A 21,030-nucleotide genomic window follows, 5' to 3' on the forward strand; every position below is an offset into this window, starting at 1 on the left:
TCATCTCAGACTCCCAGCACCAGAGAACAATGGGCCGACAGAATGCCGCCGTCGCCGTGCACAAAGGCCAGCTTGGCATCGTTCACCTGCCGCGCATCCGCGTTGCCGCGCAGTTGGTGCACTGCCTCGACCGCATGGAACATGCCGCCCGCCGCGCCCGAATGCGCATACGACATCAGCCCGCCATGCGTGTTGCAGGGCAGCTTGCCGCCAAGGCACAGCTCGCCCGCCGCAGCCGCGATGCCCGCCTCGCCGCGCTCGAAGAAGCCGATGGATTCGAGTTCCACCGCCAGCGTGATCGTGAACGAGTCGTAGATCTGCGCCACATCGATGTCGCCCGCCTTCACCCCGGCCCGGGCAAACGCGGTGGCCGACGATGTCTTGCAGCCGAAATCGACCAGACTCGGCGCGGCGATGATGTGTTCGTGCGTGTGGCCCTGGCCCGCCCCGAGAATCTCCACCGCTTTGGCCTTGGTGTCACGCGCCGCGTCGCGGCTGCTGATCACCAGCGCTGCGCCACCGTCCGAGATCAAGCAGCAGTCCAGCATGTGCAGCGGATCAGCGATCATCTTGGAGGCCAGCACATCGGCTACGGTGATCGGCTCGCGCTTTTGCGCCTTGGGATGACGGCCCGCGTGGCGACGATGCTCGACCGCAATGGCCGCGAGCTGCTCGGACGTCACGCCGTACTGGTGCATGTAGTGCTTGGCGACCAACCCGTAAGAAGCTGGCACGCTGATGCCGAAAGGCCGCTCGAACTGCGGATGCCCCACCTCGGACAGCGCGGCGACCGCACCGTCGCGCGACAGACCCGTCAATCGGTTGTCGCCCGTGACCACCAGCACATGCTTGCACTGGCCGCTCGCCACCAGTGCGGCGGCGTTCATGATCATGATGCAAGCACTCGCCCCGCCCGCCTGGATCGCCAGACAGGTGCCGGGGTGAATGCCCAGATATTCACAGAACACCGACGCCAGCATCAGATGCGGCTCGGTGAACGAGTAGGCGCAGAGCACGCCGTCGATGTCGGAGAGCCGGAGCCCCGCGTCGGCCACCGCACCGATGGCGGCCTCGGCATGCAGCGCCATGCAGCTGCTGCCCGGCAGATCGCCGACGGCGGTGTCATACACGCCAGTGATGAATGCGTTCATCGTCATTGCTGCGCCCGCCTTATGGCTTGAAGCCCAGATCGCGCGCGATGATGTTGCGCTGGATGTCGCTCGTTCCCTCACCGATCACGTAGACAAACGCGTCGCGGTGAATGCGGCCGACCGGGTATTCGCGCATGATGCCCGCGCCTCCGTGGATACGGATCGCCTGCTCGCTCACCGCCAGCGCGGTCTCGGTGGCTGTGAGCTTGACGCGCGCGGCAGTGGCGGCGTCGAGCCGGTCCTGATCGACCATCCACGCGCCGTAGTACACCATCCACTTCGCGGCCTCGATCTGCGCCGACATGTCGGCCAGCTTGTGGGCCACGGCCTGGTAGTCGCCGATGCGCTTGCCCGCGACGATGCGGTCGTCCGCAAACGCCTTGGCCGCATCGAACGCCGCACGCGCCATGCCCAGCGCATTGGCGGCCACGCCGACGCGGTTTTCGCTCAGGCATTCGAGCAGCACGGGATAGGTGCCGGTGCGTTCGCCGACCAAGCAGTCGTCGGGCACGAAGGCGTCTTCTATATGAATGAGCGCTGTCTCGGAGCCTCGGATGCCTTCTTTCTTGAGCTTGTGGATGTCAAAGCCCTTGTGCGGCAGCTCGACAATGAACAGACTGATCGCATCGGTCTTGAGCTCAGGCGAAGTGCGCGCGGCCACCATCAGAAAGTCGGCAATCGGCGCGTTGGTAATGTAGAGCTTGCTGCCGCTGAGCCTCCAGCCGCCATCCACCTTCTCGGCCTTGGTCTTCATGGCGCGGATGTTGGAGCCGCCATCGGGCTCGGACAGTGCAAAGCCCGCGATCTTGTCGCCCGCGAGCGCGGGGCGGAAGAAGCGCTCCTTCTGGCTCTCGGTGCCGATCTTCCAGATGGGCCAGATCGACAGATGCGACTGCGCGGACCAGCTGGTCGCGAAGGCCTGGCTCATGTAGCTCAGCTCCTCGCGGACGATGCAGTCGCTCACCTTGTCCATGCCGGTGCCGCCATCGGCCTCGGGATAGCGCACACCCAGCAGACCCAGCTCACCCCAGCGCTTGAACACATGCTTGGGAAAGGATTCATTTTCTTCTGCCGCCTCGACCAGCGGAGCCAACTCCTCGCGGCACAGTCGGCGCACGGTGTCGCGAACCGCTTCGTGTTCGGGCGAAAAACCAAAGTTCAGGGACATGATGGAATCTCTAAAAAAGTTTTCTTGGTAGAGAATTTATTCCAAAAGAAAACCACAAATAAATAGGGTAAACCCTGTTTTTACAAACAATACATCGGATTTCTAATTCATAAAAGGAAAAACATTTCTTCATTACGAACGGATTGCATCGTGAGCTCCAACACTTCCAACCCAGTAACCTCCTCTGTGAAAACCGGCACGCACCGTCTTGATGCCCTGCTCAATGCCCGCAGCGTGGCGGTCGTGGGGGCGAGCGCCGATCCCGGCAAGATCACTGGTCGCCCCATCGCCTATATGCGCGCCCGTGGCTACACGGGCGCGATCTACCCGGTGAACCCGGGCCGTACCGAAGTGCAGGGCCTGCCCTGCTACGCCAGCATCGCGGCCATCGGCAAGCCGGTGGATCTGGCCATCATCGGCACCGCTGCCGCCAACGTGGAGCCTGCCGTGCGCGAAGGTATCGCGGCGGGCGTGAAGGCATTCGTGATCTTTTCGTCGGGCTTTGCGGAACTCAATGAGGCCGGTCGCGCGCTGCAGCTCCGACTCACCCAGTTGGCGCAGGAGCACGGCGTGGCCATCGTCGGCCCGAACTGCCTTGGCGTCGCCAACAGCCGCTCGGGCCTGATCGCCACTTTCACCACAGCGCTGGAGACCCATGCGCTGCGCCAGGGCCGCTTCTCGTTCGTGAGCCAGAGTGGCGCGCTCGGCGCGTACTGGATGGACATCGTTCTGGCGAGCGGCATCGGCTTCAGCCACTGGATCACCACCGGCAATGAGTGCGATGTGGACGCGGCCGAGGCCATCGACTTTCTGGTCGACGATCCGCACACCGAAGTCATCGGCCTCTACATCGAGGACATCCGCCGCACCGCCGCCTTCCGCAACGCGCTGGACCGCGCCGCGCGTGCGGGCAAGCCGGTGGTGGCGATCAAGGCCGGAAGCTCCAGCGCCGGTGCAGCAGCAGCAGCGTCCCACACCGGCGCGCTCGCGGGCGACGATGCGCTGTATGACGCCTGCCTCGCCCAGCACGGCGCGCTGCGCGTGGCCAGCCTCACCGAGATGATGGACGTCGCACGCCTGCTGCTGCACAAGGCCACGCCGCTCGGCCCCAAGCTCGCGGTGATGACGGTCTCGGGCGGTGCGGGCGTGCTCATCGCCGACGCCTGTGAACCTCGCGGGCTGGTGCTACCGCCGCTGAAAACCGATGTGGCGCAATCCCTCGTTCCGGTGCTGCCAAGCTTTGTGCACCCCGCCAATCCGCTGGACATCACGGGCAACGTGCTCAACGACACCCCCATGATCGGCCGCGCCATGCAGTGTCTGGCGGCCGACAAGGACACCCACGGCATCGTGCTCTTCATCGGCATGATGCACAGCATTGCCGACGCATTTGTCGAAGCATTGTCCGAGGCCCGCAAGCAGGTGCACTGCCCCATCATCGTGATCTGGGTGGGCGCGCTCGAGTCCAGCATCCAGGCGCTCGAAGCCGTGGGCATTCCGGTGTTCCTCGACATCCCGCAGGCCACGAGCGCCATGTCGCGCTGCCTGCAGACCGCCATCACACGCACCGCCATCGCACGCCATCCTGAAGCCGCGCCGCTCGCATCCATCCACGACGATGGCCAGAACGCCGCCACGCTTTCCGAATGGGATGGCAAGCAACTGCTCGCCGCGCAATCGGCCATCGCCATGCCCTTGGGGGTGCTACTGAAAGAAAGCGACGCCGTGCCCGGCGGCCTGGCCTACCCCGTCGTCGCCAAGCTGCAATCGGCCGAGCTGCTGCACAAGAGCGATGCGGGCGGCGTGATACTGCGCATAGCGGACAAAGCCGCGCTACAGGCCGCGACGCAGCGCCTGCTCGCGCTTGGCAAAGAACTTGGGCTGTCGGTGCAGGGTGTACTCGCCGAGCAGATGCTGCCGTTCGATCATGAACTGCTTCTCGGCCTGCGCCGAGACGCGCGCTTCGGCCCGGTGCTGACGATCGCGCGCGGCGGCGTGGAGGCCGAGCTCGACCCGGACGTGGTCAACTTGCTGCTGCCCGTGACGGCCGAAGACATCCAGCAGGCGCTGGGCCGACTGCGCTGCGCCAAGCTGCTGCGCGGCTTTCGCGGCAAGCCAGGAGCCGACATGGATGCGCTCGCGTCGCACATTCACCAGCTCTGCGAATGGTTCAAAGGACAGCATCTGCGCGAGGTCGAGATCAATCCGCTCGCGATTCGCGGCAGCGAAGTCTTTGCGCTCGACGCGCTGATCACGCCGATGAAAGGCCCCGTCTGATGCCGACTCACGCGTTGCTAGAATTTGCGGCAAACGAAGAACGCGGCTCCGCGCCGGTCTTCGCCCCCACACATTCGTTCGAGCTCCACATGACAGACACATCCCCTCCCGAAAAACTGGTGGGTGCACTCAGCTCAGGACTCAAGGTCCTGCGCTACCTCGCAAGCGCGCAGACTCCGCACGGCGTCTCGCGCATCGCCAAGGATCTGGAGCTCAACGCCAGCACCTGCTTCAACCTGCTCAAGACGCTGGTGCACGAACGCCTCGTGACTTTCGACGAAGGCACCAAGACCTACAGCATCGGCCTCGGCCTCGTTGAGCTGGCCAAGGGCTCGCTCGAAAAAGCCACCTACGCGCGCCTCATGCGTCCGCATCTGCAGGAGCTGGCCTCGCGCCACAACCTCACGCTCACGCTGTGGCAACGCATCCGCGACGAGCGCGTGGTGCTGGTCGATCTGGCCGAAAGCACGTCCACCATGCGCATCCATATGAGCATCGGCCAGCGTTTGCCGATGTACATCGCCGCCCTTGGCCGCTGCATGGCCGCGCACTCGGGCCTCTCCGTACTGGAGCTGCGCCGCAAGCTGAGCGAGCTGCGCTGGGAAGACGGTCCGAGCTTCGAGGCCTACATGCGTGATGTAGAACATGTGCGCGCCCATGGCTATGCGGTGGACAAAGGCAACTTCGTCAAAGGCGTGCTGACCGTGTCATCCCCGATTCTTGACACCCAGAAGCGCCCCGTGATGGCAGTGAGCGCGGTGGGCTTTTCGACGCAGTTCTCGGATGCATCGCTGCAGGCACTCTCCGAAGACCTGCGCGAGCGCTGTCTCGAGGCGACGCGGGCGCTGTCGGGCGGCACGGTGACGGAGCTGTGGACCGACAAGGCCTTACCGCTTCAAGCCAATTCCGGAGCCTGATGTCGACCATTGCCTTCCAACTGACACGTCTGCTTACCCGAGCCTGTCACGACTCCTTCAAAATCAATCGACACCATCAGGATGGTCGCCATTTTCAATGCATTGAGAAGGAAGCCACATGATTCGCAACGCCCATGACGCTCTCGCTGCAATGGCCTCAGCGCTGACTATCACATTGGCCGCGCTGACACCCCTGTCATCCGCCAATGCCGCCCAAACCTGCTCCAGCAGCATCAAGGACAGCTCGGTCAAAGGTGACATTTCAGTGCAAGGCACCTGCAGCATTCAGGGCAGCCGCATCGAGGGCAATGTGACCATCCAGCCAGGATCGACGCTGATCATCACGCACAACACCCTCTTGGGATCGCTTAGCGGCGACAAGGTCAAGATGCTGGACGCACAGGGCAGCAATCTGGGCAAGGGCATTCTCATCACCAATGGCGTAGACAACGTGAAGCTCACCGACACGAGCGTGTCGGGCGCAGCGATCATGTTGTCCGGCGCCAAGACTGTCGAACTATCCGGATCGAACGTTGGTGACTCGATGACGCTCAAGGACAATTCGCGCGTTCTGAAAATCACCGACTCCACCGTCCGCAACGGCCTGAGCTGCAACCGGGGCATCGCCTTCCAGTCCATTGGCAGCAATGTGACCGGGCAGGTCAATTGCTGACGTTTGCTCCATGAGCCCCTCGCGCATGCTGATCTTTGCGCAGCCCACGGGGGCGGCTTTGGAGCGCCTTTTCGGCGCGGTGACCGAGCTTGAATTGGAAACACGCCTCGCCGGCAGGATGTTTCCAGCCCGCAATTGGCATCAGACCTTGTGTGGCCCCTATGACGCAAGCGAGGAGGTGATGAACGCGTTGTTTAAAGCTGGCGATGCGCTGGAGCAAGCGCAACTCCCTGCATTCACCTTGTCTCTCAACCGCCTTCGCGCCGAAGAAGGAGACCGCATCCATTGGTCGTTCTTCGCTCGCGGTCGCCCACATGCGTTTGATGATGTGCTCGCGATCTTGAAGGATCAGGTCACCAGACGAGGTCTCGCCCCCGACAGTGGGCATCGCCCGCACATCACCATCAGCTACAACGCCCGCGAAGGCTTGCCGCCGCTGGACATCGCTCCCATTGACTGGGTGATCCATGAATTCGCACTTGCCGAGCGCTCCGGCACGGGAAACGAATGGTCTTACAAGATCATCAAACGCTGGAAACTCGTCCTCATGCCGCGCAACAGCGGCTGGCAGCAAGGGTCGCTATTCAGTTGAAGCCTGCAGACGGATCAGCTCACCCCATAGCGCCGTAGCGCCAAGTGAAATAGCACGCGGCAACGATGCCGATGATCGCGAGAAGAGTCATGATGCGGGGCATGGCGTGCGTCCTGATGGATTGAAAAAAGCGCGGCTCACGGCCCCATGCTACCAGCCAAGCATCTCTCACAATGACTCACCATACATGGTAAGTACACCCGTGTACTCCACGGCCTACACGCCCGCAGCACCAAAGGTTACAGCCGCACTTCCTGAAAGAGGCGAGACTGCTTTTTTGTCACGCTTTCATCGGCAAAAAGCTTTCCAGCAAAGGAATCATCCATGACCAAAATTCTTCTGTCCGCACTGCTCGCCTCATCCTTTCTCGTGGCCTGCTCATCCACATCGACCAGCAATGCTCCGCCTCCACCGCAGTCGGCATCGCCTTCGCCAGCAACGGTTCTCAACGGCGTGCTTGTCGGCCCCAACCAGATGACGCTGTATGTGTTCGACAAGGATGTGGTGGGTTCGGGCAAAAGTGTCTGCAACGGCACATGCGCCACCAACTGGCCGCCGCTGGCTGCGCCTGGCGGTGCCAAGCCCATCGCCGATTGGAGCCCCGTCACCCGTGACGATGGCACCAAGCAGTGGGCCTACAAGGGCCGTCCACTCTACACTTGGGCCAAGGACACCAAGCCCGGTGACGCTACCGGCGACGGTATGCTCAACAACGCTTGGCACACGGCAAAACCTTGAACACGCTTTGAGACTCAGCGAACGCAGCCAGCTTGGCTACGTTCGCTTGGAGTGCAACCGCTTCATAGGCCCCGACCAGATTCGGCCAGAGTCACATTGTTCAATCACCCTTGCTTGAGCCGACGCCAAAGCGTTGCACGGCTCACTCCCAGAATCTCGCAGGCGCGCGTCTGATCACCCTGCACTGACTCCAACACCTCACGCACACGCTCGCGCTCTGCCTGTTGGCGAGTTTCCTTGAGTCTTGCCTGTTGTTGCTTCGGCGGCTCCTGAGGGTGGATCCGGGCGACGTCGCATTCCGGGAAGACCTCGCGCAGACGCGCGTCCCCCGTCTCATCCAATCCTTCGCGCAGAAACTCCCGGCAGGCAACCAGCCGTTCGATCCAGTTGTCGAGTTCGCGCACGTTTCCAGGCCAAACATGGGCGTCAGCCATGGTCAGCAGGCGCCGCAGCAGCTTCTGCAATTCGGCCGCCTCTGCACGCTGGATCTTGCCCATCTCGATGTGCCGACTCAGCATTGCCTGCGCCATCTCAGCAACATCCGCTGTGCCATGCTCGACCAACGAAGGCGTACGCAGCCGCAGCACCGCCAATCGATAGTACAGATCGCGCCTGAACTCGCCGCGTTCCACCAAAGCTGCCAGATCAGCATGCGTGGCAGCGATCACGCGTACATCCACTGGAACGGGTGTCGTAGAGCCCACGCGCATCACTTCGCGCTCCTGCAGCACCCGCAGCAAGCGCGACTGCAGAGCGAGTGGCATGTCGCCAATTTCATCGAGAAACAGCGTTCCGGTATGCGCCGCCTCGACCAACCCCGTCTTTCCACCGCGCCGTGCGCCGGTAAAAGCACCCTCATCGTAGCCAAACAGCTCGGCCTCAAGCAAACTCTCGGCCAGCGCCGCGCAGTTCACAGCCAGAAACGGCTGGGCTGCACGGCGACTAGCGCGGTGAATGCCCTGCGCGATCATCTCCTTGCCGGTGCCGCTCTCGCCCAGAATCAGCACCGTCGAATCGCTGACCGCGTATTGCAGGGCAAGCTGGCGCGCGCGCACAACAACAGCGCTACTGCCCAGAAATTCATCGAGACTCCAGCGTACCCCCGCCCCGCGCTGGCGTTGATTGGCGCGAAGACTCCTGTCCGCCCGCTGGATCACTGCCGGGTCGCGACAGATCAGCAGCGAGCCCGCCGCCACCCCGCCCTCAATCAGCGGCGCGCGGCGCAATACCAGCATGCGCATAGCAGTGCGCGTGGCAATGTGAACCACCTCTTCCGAACTTTCATGCAGACGCAGTGGCTGCCCCTGCATCAGTGCGGGAGCGATCTGGGACAACAGTTGCCCATGCAGCGACGCCATTGGCGCGCCCAGCAGATCCGCCATCGGCTGGTTGAGCGCGCGGATGCGCCCCTGCGTGTCGATGGCAACCACGCCGTCCTGCAGCTCGCCGAGCACCGTCTCCAGCCACTGATGCCGATCTCGCTCGGCCAGTCGGTGGCGCGCGAGCAGCAAGGCGTCGTCCAACGCCTGACGCACCGCTGCCTCCGAATAGAGCAGCACGCTGGGAATGCCCGCCTGCTGCGCCAGATCCGCCACCAGCCCCGGTGCCACCACCGCACCCACCTTGGCCGCGAGCAGTTGCCGTACACAATCCGCCGCATCCTCCGCTCCGTGATAGACGAACTGCGCCACGCCCAATCCAAACAGCGCATCGAATTGCGTGAGTTGCACGGACGGCACATCGAACGACACCAACCCCACGCGCGGGCGCTCAGGCGTGGTCTGCTGCTTGGCAGTCATCAGCGCCTCGAGCAATCCCAGCCCGCGCACCTCGACCATCGCCACGGGAATCTCCACGCGCTCACGCACATGAGCTCCACTCGCGCCCGCCACCACCAGCGCATCGATGGCCCGCTTCTCATCGAGCGCGAGCACGGCCCGGACCGCGTCCTCGAATGAGGCGCTGATGTGCGTCACCCGCGCCGCGCCGGACCAACTCCGAGCGACATCCTGTATCACGTGTCCAATGCGATGTCGTCCCACGGTGACGATATGCGGCAATTTTTTTTCATTCATGAATCAGATTATTTCATTTTTGAAACAATACAACGAATAAAAACCCGATATGCCCCACTCTGCCGCATCAAATCACACTCAAACCGCGTGGCATGTCCCTTGCAATGCCAAGGCAAACACATCTCAAGGAAACAACTTTGGCCAACTCCATGAATACCAAACAGCAACTCCGACAACTGATCGACGCACGCAAAGGCGTACTGGTACCCGGCGCCTTCAATGCACTTTCGGCGCGCGTGGTGGCCGACCTCGGGTTCAAGGCTCTCTACGTGACCGGTGCGGGCGTGACCAATATGTGGTTCGGCCTGCCAGACCAAGCGTTCATGGGCCTCACCGACATAGCAGACCACACCGCGCGCATCCGCGACGCCGTCGATCTGCCGCTGATCGTTGACGCCGACACCGGCTTCGGCAATGCACTCAACACCTACCATGCAGTGCGCACGCTGGAGCGCGCAGGCGCGGACTGCATCCAACTCGAAGACCAAGTCAGTCCCAAGCGCTGCGGCCACTTCAATGGCAAGGCCGTGATCGAGACCAGCGAAATGCTGGGCAAGATCAAGGCTGCAGTCGACGCGCGCCGAGAGGAGGGAACGCTGATCATGGCCCGCACCGACGCGGCAGCCATCCACGGTTTTGACGCTGCTGTCGAACGCGCACAGCAATTCGCAGAGGCGGGAGCCGATATTCTGTTCGTCGAAGCCGTCACCTCGCTGGAGCAGGTCCGTGCCCTGCCGCAACGCCTGAAACAGCCTCAGCTCATGAACATGGTGATCGGCGGCAAGACCCCCATCGCCACCACCGACGAGCTGGGCAACATGGGTTTTTCCATCGTGCTCTACGCCAATGCTGCACTGCAAGGCGCCCTCGCCGGCATGCAGAAGGCACTCGGCGAACTCAAGCGTTCGCACCATCTACAGGAAGACCCGAACCTGGTCGCGCCATTCGCGGAGCGCCAGCGCCTGGTGAACAAGCCGTTCTGGGATCAACTGGAAAGGAAGTACGAGTAAGCGAATTGGCCTCGTCGTTGAGCGGCAGATAAACGGAACCTCCACGATGCAGAAAACCTGTTGCCGCAATACCAAGATGACAGGGAGATCAGGCGTCAGCCGACGGTGACATATTCCCTCATCACAAAGCGGCGCCCCATTTCACAGGCCTGCAGACGAATAGCCAATCGTTGGGACCATTGCGCTCGCCGACTCATCGAGTCGGCGGCGTGGCCAAGCCTCATGATGCAGATCCGCTTCTTCTTTGACTCCACGTCAGTATGGACTGAACACACCCGTACGGGTGCATCAAGACGGGAATGCCACCCGTCGCGCTGACGGCAGCGCCAATCGGTCAGCCGCGTCGCTGAAGATGTCAACGCAAGGTCTTGAATGTTCAAAATTGAAAGCCAGCGATCTTGGCCCTAGGTGCCAAGCTTGGATTTTTTTGACAAACCACCTCACGTCGGTTGACATTTTGTAGTAGTAGCCTGCTCACATTGTCTAAAATAAAACTCTTTACCGACAGTTCATTTTGATTGCCTTCTGTAGCCTGACGGACTCATAGGTCCCGGGCTGTCCTCAAAGCTCACGGATTGTGCTACGCGCTGCGTTTCGGAGCCATCAAGCAACCCATCCTCATCCGCCTTGCGAGATCATCGATGCCTCACGGCACGCGCGGCGATGAACCGATTGAACTGACTCATATCATGGGCGCCACTCGTGGGCGCCCCCAGAACGGAGGTGCCGCGTTTTGGCCGGAGCTGAATACAAACTTCAATACAACCCTGCCCTGGACGGCCTGCGTGGCGTCGCGATCCTGCTGGTGCTGCTTTCTCATGCCCATGTGCCGTTGTTCGACGGCGCGTTCTTTGGCGTAGACCTGTTCTTCGTGCTCAGCGGCTTTCTGATCACCTCTCTATTGCTTGTCGAGTTCAACAACAATGGCAAGCTGGACTATTGGCGCTTCTACGCGCGTCGCTTCTGGCGACTGATGCCTGCGTTGGCTCTCTTCCTGCTGGCCTATTGCATCTTTGCGCCCATGATCTGGCCGGACCTGAACGATGTCTATTCCGACTCGCTCGTCTCCATCCTCTATCTCGCCGACTACGGCATCGCGTTCTTCGACAGTCCTGACACCATCCTGCACATGTGGTCGCTCTCGATCGAGGAGCATTTCTATCTGATTTGGCCCCCGCTGCTCGTGTTGCTGCTGCGTTTTGCCACACCGGGCAAGGTCTGGCGCTCGATCTTGTTGCTGTGGATCATGGCCTGGGCCTGGCGTGTGATGTGGGTATTTCAAGGCCAGCAGTTCTATGAGATCTTCTTTCGCTTCGACACCCGAGCCACCGGTTTGCTGGCAGGCGCGCTGCTGGCAGCACTGATGTTCGAAAAGCCCTCTTTCACGCAAAACATCAAGAAGAACTTCGCGCATCTCATGTGGTTCCCACTCGCAGTTCCGTTGCTCATGGAGATGGCTTGGGACAACCAGCAGGCGATGATCTGGGGCATCACCATTGTGGAGTGCGCCGCACTTGTTGTTCTGATGGCCGTGCAGCGCCAGTCCGGCCTAGTCTACGAGATGCTTTGCGCACCCGCGCTGCTGAAATTGGGCAAGCTCTCTTACGGCGTGTATCTCTGGCATTACCCTGTCGTGCGCTACCTGCGCGCAGAATTCTCCTGGCCAGTGGTGGTGGTCGCAGGATTGATCATTTCAATGGCACTGTCCGCCCTGTCCTTCTACACGATCGAACGCTGGGCGTTGCGTGTGCGTGACGGCAAGCGTGCGCCCAAGGGGGCACCCACGCCATCGGGCCGCGTCGAACCATGGCTGCACGGCGGCGCAAATGGCTCGGCGGGCAATCTGGCGATGGCCGTACAAAGCCCCCACCGCTGATTCCTCCGATCAGTCGGGGTGGGCGGACCACCCCGACGAAGCGTAATCGCGGCAAAAATTGTCGGTTAACTGAAACACCCGCTGTGCACAAGGCAGGCGCAGTGCCGCTACACTGCGCACTGCGCTTGCAGCCCTAAAGCTGCCAAGCGCTTTTTCTTCGCTTTTTTCGGGTAATGCAGGCCATTCGCCAACGCCAAAAACATGTCCGCTGTCTTCAATTTCACCTTTGTTCCCTGGTTCCGGTCCGTGGCTCCCTATATCCACAAGTTCCGACATCAGACCTTTGTGGTGGGCATCACGGGCGAGGCCATTGCGGCGGGCAAGCTGCAGGGCATCGTGCAGGACCTTGCGTTGATCCAGGCCATGGGCGTCAAGCTGGTGCTGGTGCACGGTTTTCGGCCCCAGGTGAATGAACAACTGCGCGCCAAGGGCCACGAGCCACAGTACTCGCACGGCATCCGCATCACCGACGAGGTGGCGCTCGACTGCGCACAGGAGGCGGCTGGTCAACTGCGATACGAGATCGAAGCTGCTTTCAGCCAGGGCCTGCCCAATACACCTATGGCCGATGCACGCGTGCGCGTGATCTCCGGTAATTTTCTCACCGCACGCCCTGTGGGCATCGTGGACGGGGTCAACTTCAAGCACTCCGGTCTGGTGCGCAAGGTGGACGTCGACGGTATCAAGCGCACCCTCGAATCCGAGGCCATGGTGCTGATTTCACCGTTCGGCTTCTCTCCGACCGGCGAGGCGTTCAACCTCACCATGGAAGAAGTCGCCACGCGCGTGGCCATCGAACTGCATGCCGACAAGCTGCTGTTCCTCAGCGAAATTCCGGGCATTCTCGTCAAGCCGCTGGAGCCCGAAAGTGACGACAACCCGATCGACACCGAACTGCCGCTGGCCGCCGCGCGCCTGCTGCTGGCCCAGTTGCCGCCGCCCCAATCACCTGCTGACGTGGGCTTCTACCTGCAGCACTGCGTGCGAGCCTGCGAACACGGCGTCGAGCGCAGCCACATCCTGCCGTTTGCGGTGGACGGCTCGCTGCTGCTTGAAATCTATGTGCACGACGGCATCGGCACCATGATCATCGACGAGAAGCTCGAAGAACTGCGCGAGGCCACCATTGACGACGTGGGCGGCATCATCCAGTTGATCGAGCCATTCGAGAAGGACGGCACACTGGTCAAGCGCGACCGCACCGAGATCGAGCGCGACATCTCCAGCTACACCGTGATTGAGCATGACGGTGTGATCTTCGGCTGTGCGGCGTTCTATCCCTACCCCGAAGCCAGCACCGCCGAAATGGCCGCCGTCACCGTCTCGCCCATGAGCCAAGGCACGGGCGACGGCGAAAAGCTGCTCAAGCGTATCGAACAGCGCGCCCGCGCCATGGGCCTCAAGACTCTGTTCGTGTTGACTACGCGCACCATGCACTGGTTCATCAAACGCGGCTTCCAGCCCGTCGACCCCGACTGGCTGCCAGAGGCCCGCAAGAAAAAGTACAACTGGGACCGCAAGAGCCAGGTGCTGGTCAAGCACCTGTAATTCAACGACCCGCGCACCGAAAGCGGCGAGCCAGCGAAGGCAGCGTAACCACCGACAAGAAATCAGGGCTTCTGGACCAGTTCAGGGTGGGCGGTGGCAAGGGCCTCCCATGCGGCTCGCTGCTGCGCGAGCAACTTATCCATGACTTTTGGCGTGCTACCGCCAGCGCGCGCCCCCATGTCGGCCAGTCGAGCTGCAAACTCGGATGCGTCAGCCACCTTGCGGACCGTCTTGTTCAGTCGGTCCAGACGATCTCCTGCGATCTCGGACGGCACCTGCAACCCATACCAGATCGTCATCACGAAGTTCACACCGCTCTCCACAAAAGTCGGTACATCCGGCAGGGTAGGCAACAGGCGCTTGGCCGATGAAATGCCCAGAGCGCGCAGCTTGCCCGACTGCAGTTGTGGCAGCAGCACCGGAACCAGCGCGAACGCCGAATCGACCTGCCCCGACATCGCGTCCGTCACCGCCTGCGCCCCGCCCTTGTAGGGCACATGCAAAACATCCACACTGGCAGCCAATTTGAGTTTCTCCACATACGTATCGAGCTGCGCACTGGCAATCGAATATCTGCCTGGATCGCTCCGCGCGGCGTCCATGAACTCGCGCGGCGTGCGAAATGGTGCATCCGGATTGGTCGCGAGCACAAACGGTACTTCCGCCACGGTGCTGACCGACGTCAGTGCATCGTCCGGATCGAACGATGGTCTGGGCCCGAAGATGCTGTTGACGACCAGCGTGCTGCCACCGAACAACAGCGTATAGCCATCCGGTTTGGACTTGGCTACATAGTCGGAACCTATGTTAGTGGACGCGCCCGGGCGGTTGTCTACGTATACGGGTTGACCCAGCTCCCTGGCCATGCCTTCAGCAAGAATGCGCGCGATGGCATCGGTGCTCCCTCCCGCAGGGAATGGCACAACGATGCGGATGCTTTGCGACGGGAACTCCTCTGGCAGCGGCGAAGCCGCCGATGCAGGAAATACAGCCATTCCGCACAGCAGCGTTGCAATAATGTTTCGGCCCCTTGACTGCAGTCGCGTTCTCATAAACCCTTCCCCCTCTCTGTCTGTCATCATTTTTTGTCAATTTAGTGCATTAACGATGTTCAATTTAGGAATCTTTGCAAGATAATATTATTTAACTATGCACACAAAAGAACAATTGGATGACCTGCGGCAAAAACGCCGCTATGGCGTCGGACGCATGCTCTTGCTGGCTCGCAAGGACTTTGTCGCCCGGCTTCACGCCGTCATGGGGGATCAACTCAAGGATCTGCCGCCCGCAGCGGGCGGAATGCTTCCGTACATTGATCTGGAGGGAACACGAGGCACCGAGCTCGCGCGTCGCATGGGGGTCAGCAAACAGGCCGCCGGCAAGGCCGTTCGCGATCTCGAATCGACGGGACTTGTCACACGCGTGCAGGATCTCTCCGATGCGCGGGCCTTCAAGGTTCAGTTCTCCACCAAAGGGCTGGAGTACATGATGAAATTGCATGAGGCCATAGACCAAATCGAGGCCGATTATGCTCGTCTATTGGGTCAGGAGAAAGCGCAGACTTTGAGAGAAGCGCTGTGTGAAATCGCCTATCGCAGCCCCCTCCCCTGAAACGCGCACTCGGCGCCTAAGAGGTGCCCCTGAATTCCATTTCCACGTCAACACTCACTTGCGGCATTGCTGCAGGTTTGTGCACGCTGGTACGCGATTTCACTCAAGCTGGCCCTATGGCCGATAAATTGAAACAATTGTTCACACATTCAACTGCGCTACACAAATCGTCAATACCCCTGGTATTTGGTTGAGTCTTCTAATCGGTTTTTATCTCGGAAAAATCGTCTGCACATGAGGCTTGGCGCGGGTTTGACTACGTCAATACTTGCCTCGCCACTAAGGATCACAAATTCCGAAATACAGCAATAGGAATTGAAATCAACAAGCCATTCATTTGATTTCAATCAACTTAATCTATTGGCTACAAAAGAAACCAGTTGTTAAAACCCTGACAGGCGTCCAAACGTTTCGCAGGGATCGGTGGCCTGTTTTCCTTGATACCCTCGTCTCGAAGCGTCGAGCCTTTATTCGATTCTTTTGTGAGAGGTGACATATGGGAACAGTGGTCAATACCAGCTACAACATGGATCTCGTTGTGCTGTCTTACGTCATATCGGTCATTGGCGCCTTCATTGCGCTTTTCTCGGCAGGCCGACTGCGACCCAATACCAAGAATCGACAAGCCTACCTTTTCAGCGTTGCCAGTGCGGGCGTAGCTTTGGGCGGCATCGGTGTATGGTCCATGCACTTCATCGCGATGCTCGCGCTGCGAATGGATGTCGGCCTTGGCTACTCCGTCTGGGAGACACTGATCTCGCTGGTCGCCGCCATCGCCATTTCCGGATTCGCCTTTCACTTCGTGGCTCTCAACCCCACCAGTCTTCCACGCCTGCTCACCGCAGGAGCCACACTGGGACTCGGGGCTGTGGTCATGCACTATCTGGGCATGTACGGTATGCGCTTTGCGGGCCATTTCCAGTGGGACTACGTACGCGTCGGCATCTCGGTGCTGATCGCGTTGGTCGCGGCCACAGCCGCCCTTTGGCTCGCATTCAACACCCGCAGTCTGAGCACGCGCATCACAGCAGCTTTCATCATGGCGATTGCCGTGTGCGCCATGCACTACACCGGCATGAGCGCCGCTGAATTCATCTGCACCACCGAGAACCGCCGCGCGATTCCCACGGGGGCCAACATCATCAGCGTGCTCGATCTGCCGATGATGGTGATCACGCTGGCCGTAGGCATGTCAGTGGCGCTGCTGGTCGATCTGGCCTTCCTCTCTTTCCAAGACAACTCCGCACTGCGCAATCGCAAGGAATTCGCGACATCGCGACTGCATTGATTGAATCGAGTTGAGCAAGCGCTTTTAGCGGCGCTGAAGCCCGGGCTCTGACCCGGCGTGGTGAAATCTCCTGTGGGAGCGGTGCATTCGTGCGTCGCTCCCTTTTTTTGTTCTCCCCGCTCCTGCTCGTCACCAGTCCGCCCGCCATCGCGGTGCATGCGTCGCCCCAGTCATGGGCACAGCCACCTGCGTTCAGCACCGTTCGAGTGCCTGAAAGTGGCTCGCATTTTGCTATCTCACCTCAACTCAGTGAAAACCACTACACATATGTATTGATCACTTTATTCATAACTGTCTACACTTACTTAGACACTAATTAATTGCATCGTAAATCAATGACTTCATTGAAAACTTTGCACTGATGCGTGCTGTTTTCATGCGCCTTTTCCGCAGACCATCTTCCGCCAGGATTGCGCATGGTTTTTCTTGTTAATTCTTTGTTTTTCTGGAGTCCTCCATGAGCATCAAGCGCCTTCACACCAACGCCCGCATGAGCCAGTCCGTCATCGCCAATGGCTTTGTCTTCCTGGCCGGTCAGGTCGCTACCGACACATCGCTGAATGTGGCCGGTCAGACCCAACAGATCCTCGACAAGATCGACGCCCTGCTCGCCGAGTCCGGCAGCGACAAAACGAAGATCGTGCAGGCCACGATCTGGCTGGCAGACCACCAGACCTTCAATGAAATGAATGGCATCTGGGACGCCTGGGTTCCCGAAGAAAACGCACCCGCCCGAGCCTGTGTCGAATCGGCCCTCGCCTTCCCGCCCTACACCGTCGAGATCGGCGTGATCGCCACCGTCTGAGGCCACGCCAATCAAACGACAAGGGCTGCCACATGCATACCGTCATCCTCGGCGCCGGCGTTGCGGGCGTTACCACGGCCTGGTATCTGGCGAAGCAAGGCCGGCAGGTGACCGTGATCGATCGCCAGACGCAGGCCGCATCGGAAACGAGCTACGCCAACGCCGGCATGATCGCGCCGGGCCATTCCTACACTTGGGCCTCGCCGCGTGCGCCAGGGATTCTGTGGCGGTCCTTGCGCGACGACACGCAGGCACTGCGCCTCAAACTCAACCTCGATCCGCACATGTGGACCTGGCTGTGGAAGTTCTGGCAGAACTGCACCGCTGAGCGTTCGCGCATCAACACCAGCCGCAAGCTGGTGCTGTGCCGCTACTCGCAATCGCAACTGCAGGCGCTGACCAGCGAGCTGCAGCTCGAATACGAGCGCCTGTCGAGTGGCGCGCTCTACATGTACCGCGATGCGGCATCGCTTGCGCGCGGCACCGCCAACATGAAGATCCTGTCGGACGGCGGAATGGATCTGCGCACGTTGAACACCGATGAGGTCATTGCGCACGAACCGGCTCTGGCCGCCGCGCGCGAACACATCGCCGGAGCGATCTACGCGCCCACCGACGAGAGCGGCGACGCGCGCATGTTCACCCGCAATCTGGCAAAGCGCTGCGCCGATGTCGGAGTGCGCTTTCTGTACGACACGCCCATTGACGGCATCAACGTGGCGGGTGATCGCATCGAAGGCATCCGCACGCCCAAGGGCGTGATCACCGGCGACGACTATGTGCTGAGCCTCGGCAGCTACTCGCCCATCGTGGCACGGCCACTCGGCTACTCGCTGCCGATCTATCCGGTCAAGGGCTACTCGGTGACCTTTCCGATCCACAAAGGCCACATCGCGCCGACGATGTGCGGCGTGGACGAGAACAACCTCGTCGCCTGGGCGCGCTTCGGCGACCGCCTGCGCGTGACCGCCACCGCCGAATTCAGCGGCTACGACCGCACGCACAAACCCGAAGACTTCGCGGCGATGCTGCGGGTGGTCAAGCAGCTGTTCCCGAATGGCGCGAATTTTTCAGAGCCCGACTACTGGGCCGGACTGCGCCCGATGACGCCCGAGAACACGCCGATCCTCGGCGCCTCGCGGCATCGCAATCTGTTTCTCAACACCGGCCACGGCCACATGGGCTGGACCATGGCCTGCGGCACTGCCAGCGTGGTCGCCGACCTCATGGCCGGTCGCACGCCCGCCATCGACATCACAGGAATGACACTCGCATGAGCTCCACCGCAACAATCTCCCAGAGCGCTACCAACGACCGCTACCAAATCATCCCGTTCACCATGGACGACGGCGTGATGCCGCGCGCCGCCATCGGCCTCGTCGTGCTCGCCACCGACCAGACGCTCGAGCATGAATGGCGTCAGGTCTTTGCCTGCGTGCCGGGCGTGGCGTATTTCGAGGCACGCCTGCACAACTCGCCCGACATCAATCCGGTGACGCTCGCCGAGATGGAAAAGGACATCCCCGCCGCCGTGCAGCTCATCGTGCCCGATGTGCCGCTGCAAGTGGTCGCGTTCGGCTGCACATCCGGCTCTGTCGTGATCGGTGAGGACAACATCGCGCGGCAGATCCGCAGCGTGCGCCCCGGCATCGCCACGACCACGCCAATCACCGCCGCCGTGGCCGGTCTGCGTGCGCTCGGCAAGCGGCGCATCGCGCTCATCACACCGTATGTGGAGAGCGTGAACACGCTGTTCGCGACGCATCTGGCCAAGAGCGACATGCGGGTCAACCGCGTCGCCACCTTCAACCACTCCAACGACAACGAGGTTGCGCGCATCGACCGCGAATCGCTGCGCAACGCGGTGATGACCGCCGGTCGTCACGATGACGTGGACGCCGTATTCGTCTCCTGCACCAGCCTGCGCATGGCGACGCTGATCAGCGACTTCGAAAAGGAACTCGGCAAGCCCGTGCTCGCGAGCAACAGCGCCATGGCCTGGCATTCGCTGCGTCTGGCCGGTGTCAACGACGTGCTGCCGCAGTTCGGCCGCCTCTATGAAGTCTGATTTTCCGTTCACTACAACCTCGCTCTCCCCACCCTTCACGTTAACGCTTTCACCCACCAGGAGTCGACCATGAGCCCTGCTTTCCCATCGTTCCCCACCTCCACATCACGCCGCACCACGCTGGCCGCCGCACTGTGTCTGCTGGCCCTCACCGGCACTGGCGCGGCCCGCGCGCAGGACAGCATCCAGATCGGTGCTGTGCTGTCGCTCACCGGCGCCAACGCCACCGTGGGCGAAGACGTGCGCCGTGGCGTGCTGCTCGGCATCGAGCATGTGAACGCCAAGGGCGGCGTGCTCGGCAAGAAGCTCAACCTCATCATTGAGGACTCGGGCGGCAACCCGACCACGGCGCTCTCGGCCGCGCGCAAGCTCGCGACGGTGGACAAGGTGCCGGTGGTGATGGGCGAATACTCATCGGGCATCACGCTGCCGATGGCGCAGTATCTTGTGAAAGAAGGCATCACCCACATCAACATCGCCAGCAGCAGCACCAAGGTCCGCGAGATCGGAGCGACCTCGTTCAGCCTCGTCGGCCTTGAGAACTTCGGCAACGCGTTCTCGGCCAAGGACACCTGGGAGCTTGGGCTGCGCAAGGTCGCCCTCGTCGCGCCCAACAACGCCTACGGCCAAGGTGTGGCGCACGGCTTCCGTCAGGAGTTCGAGAAACTCGGTGGCAAGATCGTGAGCGAAGTGCTCTACACCGCTGGTCAATCCACCTACCGCCGCGAGCTGCAACAGATCGCGCGCGCCAATCCTGATGGCTACGTCTACACCGCCTACGGTCAGGAGTCCGCTGTACTCAATCGCGAGGCTGAAGAGCTGGGCCTGCGCAAAGTGCCGTTCTACGCGATCCTGATGAGCATGAGCCTCTCGGACACCGCCCCCGCCATCGCCAATGGCCAGATCGGTATGGAGCTTGGATCGCTGCGCGGCGCGACCGGCAAGGCCTACGGCGAAGCCTTCGCGGCCAAGTACAAGGAGCCGCCCAAGACAGCCTACACCGGCTACGGCTACGACGCCGTGCTGCTGACCGCCGCCGCCATGGAAAAGACCAAGTCCACCAAGGCCGCCGACGTGCAGGCCGCGTTGCGCGACATCGGCAGCGCGGGCTTCGAGGGCGTTACCGGCAACATCCAGTTCGACAAGGACCGCCAGCGCGTTGATCCGCCCTACGACAAGCTGAAGTTCGAAAACGGCAAGCTCGGTCCACGCTGACGCGACACCGATCCGCGC

Annotated in this window: 18 protein-coding genes; 14 read left to right on the plus strand and 4 right to left on the minus strand. The window is 61.3% G+C overall.

Annotation, left to right across the window (positions count from 1 at the left end):
- Positions 1-5: 5 nt before the first annotated feature.
- Positions 6-1,157: a thiolase family protein gene (locus G7047_RS11160; RefSeq protein WP_166305004.1), complete on the minus strand. Its 1,152-nt coding sequence runs from the start codon at positions 1,155-1,157 to the stop codon at positions 6-8.
- A gap of 13 nt (positions 1,158-1,170) precedes the next feature.
- Positions 1,171-2,319, minus strand: coding sequence for an acyl-CoA dehydrogenase family protein (locus G7047_RS11165; protein ID WP_166305009.1), 1,149 nt, complete (start codon positions 2,317-2,319; stop codon positions 1,171-1,173).
- Positions 2,320-2,469: 150 nt separating this feature from the next.
- Here G7047_RS11165 and G7047_RS11170 point away from each other — a divergent pair, with 150 nt between their 5' ends.
- From G7047_RS11170 to G7047_RS11190, 5 genes are all read left to right on the plus strand, one after another.
- The gene (locus G7047_RS11170) at positions 2,470-4,596 is read left to right on the plus strand and encodes an acetate--CoA ligase family protein (RefSeq protein ID WP_371813863.1); all 2,127 of its coding nucleotides are present in this window, start codon (positions 2,470-2,472) and stop codon (positions 4,594-4,596) included.
- 89 nt (positions 4,597-4,685) lie between these two features.
- Entirely contained in the window at positions 4,686-5,513 is an 828-nt protein-coding gene (locus G7047_RS11175) for an IclR family transcriptional regulator (protein ID WP_166305014.1), read from the plus strand.
- Positions 5,514-5,631: 118 nt separating this feature from the next.
- The gene (locus G7047_RS11180) at positions 5,632-6,186 is read left to right on the plus strand and encodes a hypothetical protein (protein ID WP_166305018.1); all 555 of its coding nucleotides are present in this window, start codon (positions 5,632-5,634) and stop codon (positions 6,184-6,186) included.
- A 25-nt stretch (positions 6,187-6,211) separates the two neighbouring features.
- Entirely contained in the window at positions 6,212-6,778 is a 567-nt protein-coding gene (locus tag G7047_RS11185) for a 2'-5' RNA ligase family protein (RefSeq protein WP_166305021.1), read from the plus strand.
- A 324-nt stretch (positions 6,779-7,102) separates the two neighbouring features.
- Positions 7,103-7,516, plus strand: coding sequence for a hypothetical protein (locus G7047_RS11190; RefSeq protein WP_166305024.1), 414 nt, complete (start codon positions 7,103-7,105; stop codon positions 7,514-7,516).
- A 104-nt stretch (positions 7,517-7,620) separates the two neighbouring features.
- Here the strand turns inward: G7047_RS11190 and prpR are convergent, their stop codons facing one another.
- On the minus strand, positions 7,621-9,591 hold the full coding sequence (prpR, locus tag G7047_RS11195; protein ID WP_166305027.1) for a propionate catabolism operon regulatory protein PrpR: 1,971 nt from the start codon (positions 9,589-9,591) through the stop codon (positions 7,621-7,623).
- A 149-nt stretch (positions 9,592-9,740) separates the two neighbouring features.
- Here prpR and G7047_RS11200 point away from each other — a divergent pair, with 149 nt between their 5' ends.
- The 3 genes from G7047_RS11200 to argA all read left to right on the plus strand — a co-directional run bounded on the left by G7047_RS11200 (position 9,741) and on the right by argA (position 14,025).
- Positions 9,741-10,601, plus strand: a complete 861-nt coding sequence (locus G7047_RS11200) for an oxaloacetate decarboxylase (protein WP_166305029.1) — start codon at positions 9,741-9,743, stop codon at positions 10,599-10,601.
- Positions 10,602-11,334: 733 nt separating this feature from the next.
- Positions 11,335-12,477, plus strand: a complete 1,143-nt coding sequence (locus G7047_RS11205; protein WP_166305032.1) for an acyltransferase — start codon at positions 11,335-11,337, stop codon at positions 12,475-12,477.
- Positions 12,478-12,678: 201 nt separating this feature from the next.
- Complete coding sequence (gene argA, locus G7047_RS11210) at positions 12,679-14,025, plus strand: amino-acid N-acetyltransferase (protein ID WP_166305035.1); 1,347 nt, start codon at positions 12,679-12,681, stop codon at positions 14,023-14,025.
- Positions 14,026-14,087: 62 nt separating this feature from the next.
- Here argA and G7047_RS11215 read toward each other — a convergent pair whose 3' ends face one another.
- Positions 14,088-15,020 (minus strand): tripartite tricarboxylate transporter substrate binding protein, encoded by a 933-nt coding sequence (locus tag G7047_RS11215; protein ID WP_166305038.1) that lies wholly within the window; start codon positions 15,018-15,020, stop codon positions 14,088-14,090.
- Positions 15,021-15,174: 154 nt separating this feature from the next.
- Here G7047_RS11215 and G7047_RS11220 point away from each other — a divergent pair, with 154 nt between their 5' ends.
- The 6 genes from G7047_RS11220 to G7047_RS11245 all read left to right on the plus strand — a co-directional run bounded on the left by G7047_RS11220 (position 15,175) and on the right by G7047_RS11245 (position 21,012).
- The gene (locus G7047_RS11220; protein ID WP_166305041.1) at positions 15,175-15,636 is read left to right on the plus strand and encodes a MarR family winged helix-turn-helix transcriptional regulator; all 462 of its coding nucleotides are present in this window, start codon (positions 15,175-15,177) and stop codon (positions 15,634-15,636) included.
- A gap of 496 nt (positions 15,637-16,132) precedes the next feature.
- Complete coding sequence (locus tag G7047_RS11225) at positions 16,133-16,924, plus strand: MHYT domain-containing protein (RefSeq protein ID WP_166305044.1); 792 nt, start codon at positions 16,133-16,135, stop codon at positions 16,922-16,924.
- Positions 16,925-17,381: 457 nt separating this feature from the next.
- Positions 17,382-17,729: a RidA family protein gene (locus G7047_RS11230; RefSeq protein WP_166305047.1), complete on the plus strand. Its 348-nt coding sequence runs from the start codon at positions 17,382-17,384 to the stop codon at positions 17,727-17,729.
- A gap of 32 nt (positions 17,730-17,761) precedes the next feature.
- On the plus strand, positions 17,762-19,006 hold the full coding sequence (locus G7047_RS11235; RefSeq protein ID WP_166305050.1) for a D-amino acid dehydrogenase: 1,245 nt from the start codon (positions 17,762-17,764) through the stop codon (positions 19,004-19,006).
- Positions 19,003-19,797, plus strand: coding sequence for an Asp/Glu racemase (locus tag G7047_RS11240; RefSeq protein ID WP_166305053.1), 795 nt, complete (start codon positions 19,003-19,005; stop codon positions 19,795-19,797). The genes G7047_RS11235 and G7047_RS11240 overlap by 4 nt, the downstream gene beginning before the upstream one ends.
- Before the next feature lie 69 nt (positions 19,798-19,866).
- Positions 19,867-21,012: an ABC transporter substrate-binding protein gene (locus G7047_RS11245; protein ID WP_166305056.1), complete on the plus strand. Its 1,146-nt coding sequence runs from the start codon at positions 19,867-19,869 to the stop codon at positions 21,010-21,012.
- Positions 21,013-21,030: the final 18 nt, after the last annotated feature.

It is taken from the genome of Diaphorobacter sp. HDW4A, from assembly GCF_011305995.1.
Lineage (GTDB): Bacteria > Pseudomonadota > Gammaproteobacteria > Burkholderiales > Burkholderiaceae_C > Diaphorobacter_A.

Bases quoted from the DNA above. Each gene is read 5' to 3' on its own strand.
- G7047_RS11245 (WP_166305056.1), top strand. From the start codon at position 19,867: ATGAGCCCTGCTTTCCCATCGTTCCCCACCTCCACATCACGCCGCACC.
- G7047_RS11230 (WP_166305047.1), top strand. From the start codon at position 17,382: ATGAGCATCAAGCGCCTTCACACCAACGCCCGCATGAGCCAGTCCGTC.
- G7047_RS11165 (WP_166305009.1), bottom strand. From the start codon at position 2,319: ATGTCCCTGAACTTTGGTTTTTCGCCCGAACACGAAGCGGTTCGCGAC.
- prpR (WP_166305027.1), bottom strand. From the start codon at position 9,591: ATGAATGAAAAAAAATTGCCGCATATCGTCACCGTGGGACGACATCGC.
- G7047_RS11215 (WP_166305038.1), bottom strand. From the start codon at position 15,020: ATGGCTGTATTTCCTGCATCGGCGGCTTCGCCGCTGCCAGAGGAGTTC.
- G7047_RS11240 (WP_166305053.1), top strand. From the start codon at position 19,003: ATGAGCTCCACCGCAACAATCTCCCAGAGCGCTACCAACGACCGCTAC.
- G7047_RS11185 (WP_166305021.1), top strand. From the start codon at position 6,212: ATGCTGATCTTTGCGCAGCCCACGGGGGCGGCTTTGGAGCGCCTTTTC.
- G7047_RS11160 (WP_166305004.1), bottom strand. From the start codon at position 1,157: ATGACGATGAACGCATTCATCACTGGCGTGTATGACACCGCCGTCGGC.
- G7047_RS11220 (WP_166305041.1), top strand. From the start codon at position 15,175: ATGCACACAAAAGAACAATTGGATGACCTGCGGCAAAAACGCCGCTAT.
- G7047_RS11180 (WP_166305018.1), top strand. From the start codon at position 5,632: ATGATTCGCAACGCCCATGACGCTCTCGCTGCAATGGCCTCAGCGCTG.
- G7047_RS11200 (WP_166305029.1), top strand. From the start codon at position 9,741: ATGAATACCAAACAGCAACTCCGACAACTGATCGACGCACGCAAAGGC.
- G7047_RS11190 (WP_166305024.1), top strand. From the start codon at position 7,103: ATGACCAAAATTCTTCTGTCCGCACTGCTCGCCTCATCCTTTCTCGTG.
- G7047_RS11235 (WP_166305050.1), top strand. From the start codon at position 17,762: ATGCATACCGTCATCCTCGGCGCCGGCGTTGCGGGCGTTACCACGGCC.
- G7047_RS11225 (WP_166305044.1), top strand. From the start codon at position 16,133: ATGGGAACAGTGGTCAATACCAGCTACAACATGGATCTCGTTGTGCTG.
- G7047_RS11175 (WP_166305014.1), top strand. From the start codon at position 4,686: ATGACAGACACATCCCCTCCCGAAAAACTGGTGGGTGCACTCAGCTCA.
- argA (WP_166305035.1), top strand. From the start codon at position 12,679: ATGTCCGCTGTCTTCAATTTCACCTTTGTTCCCTGGTTCCGGTCCGTG.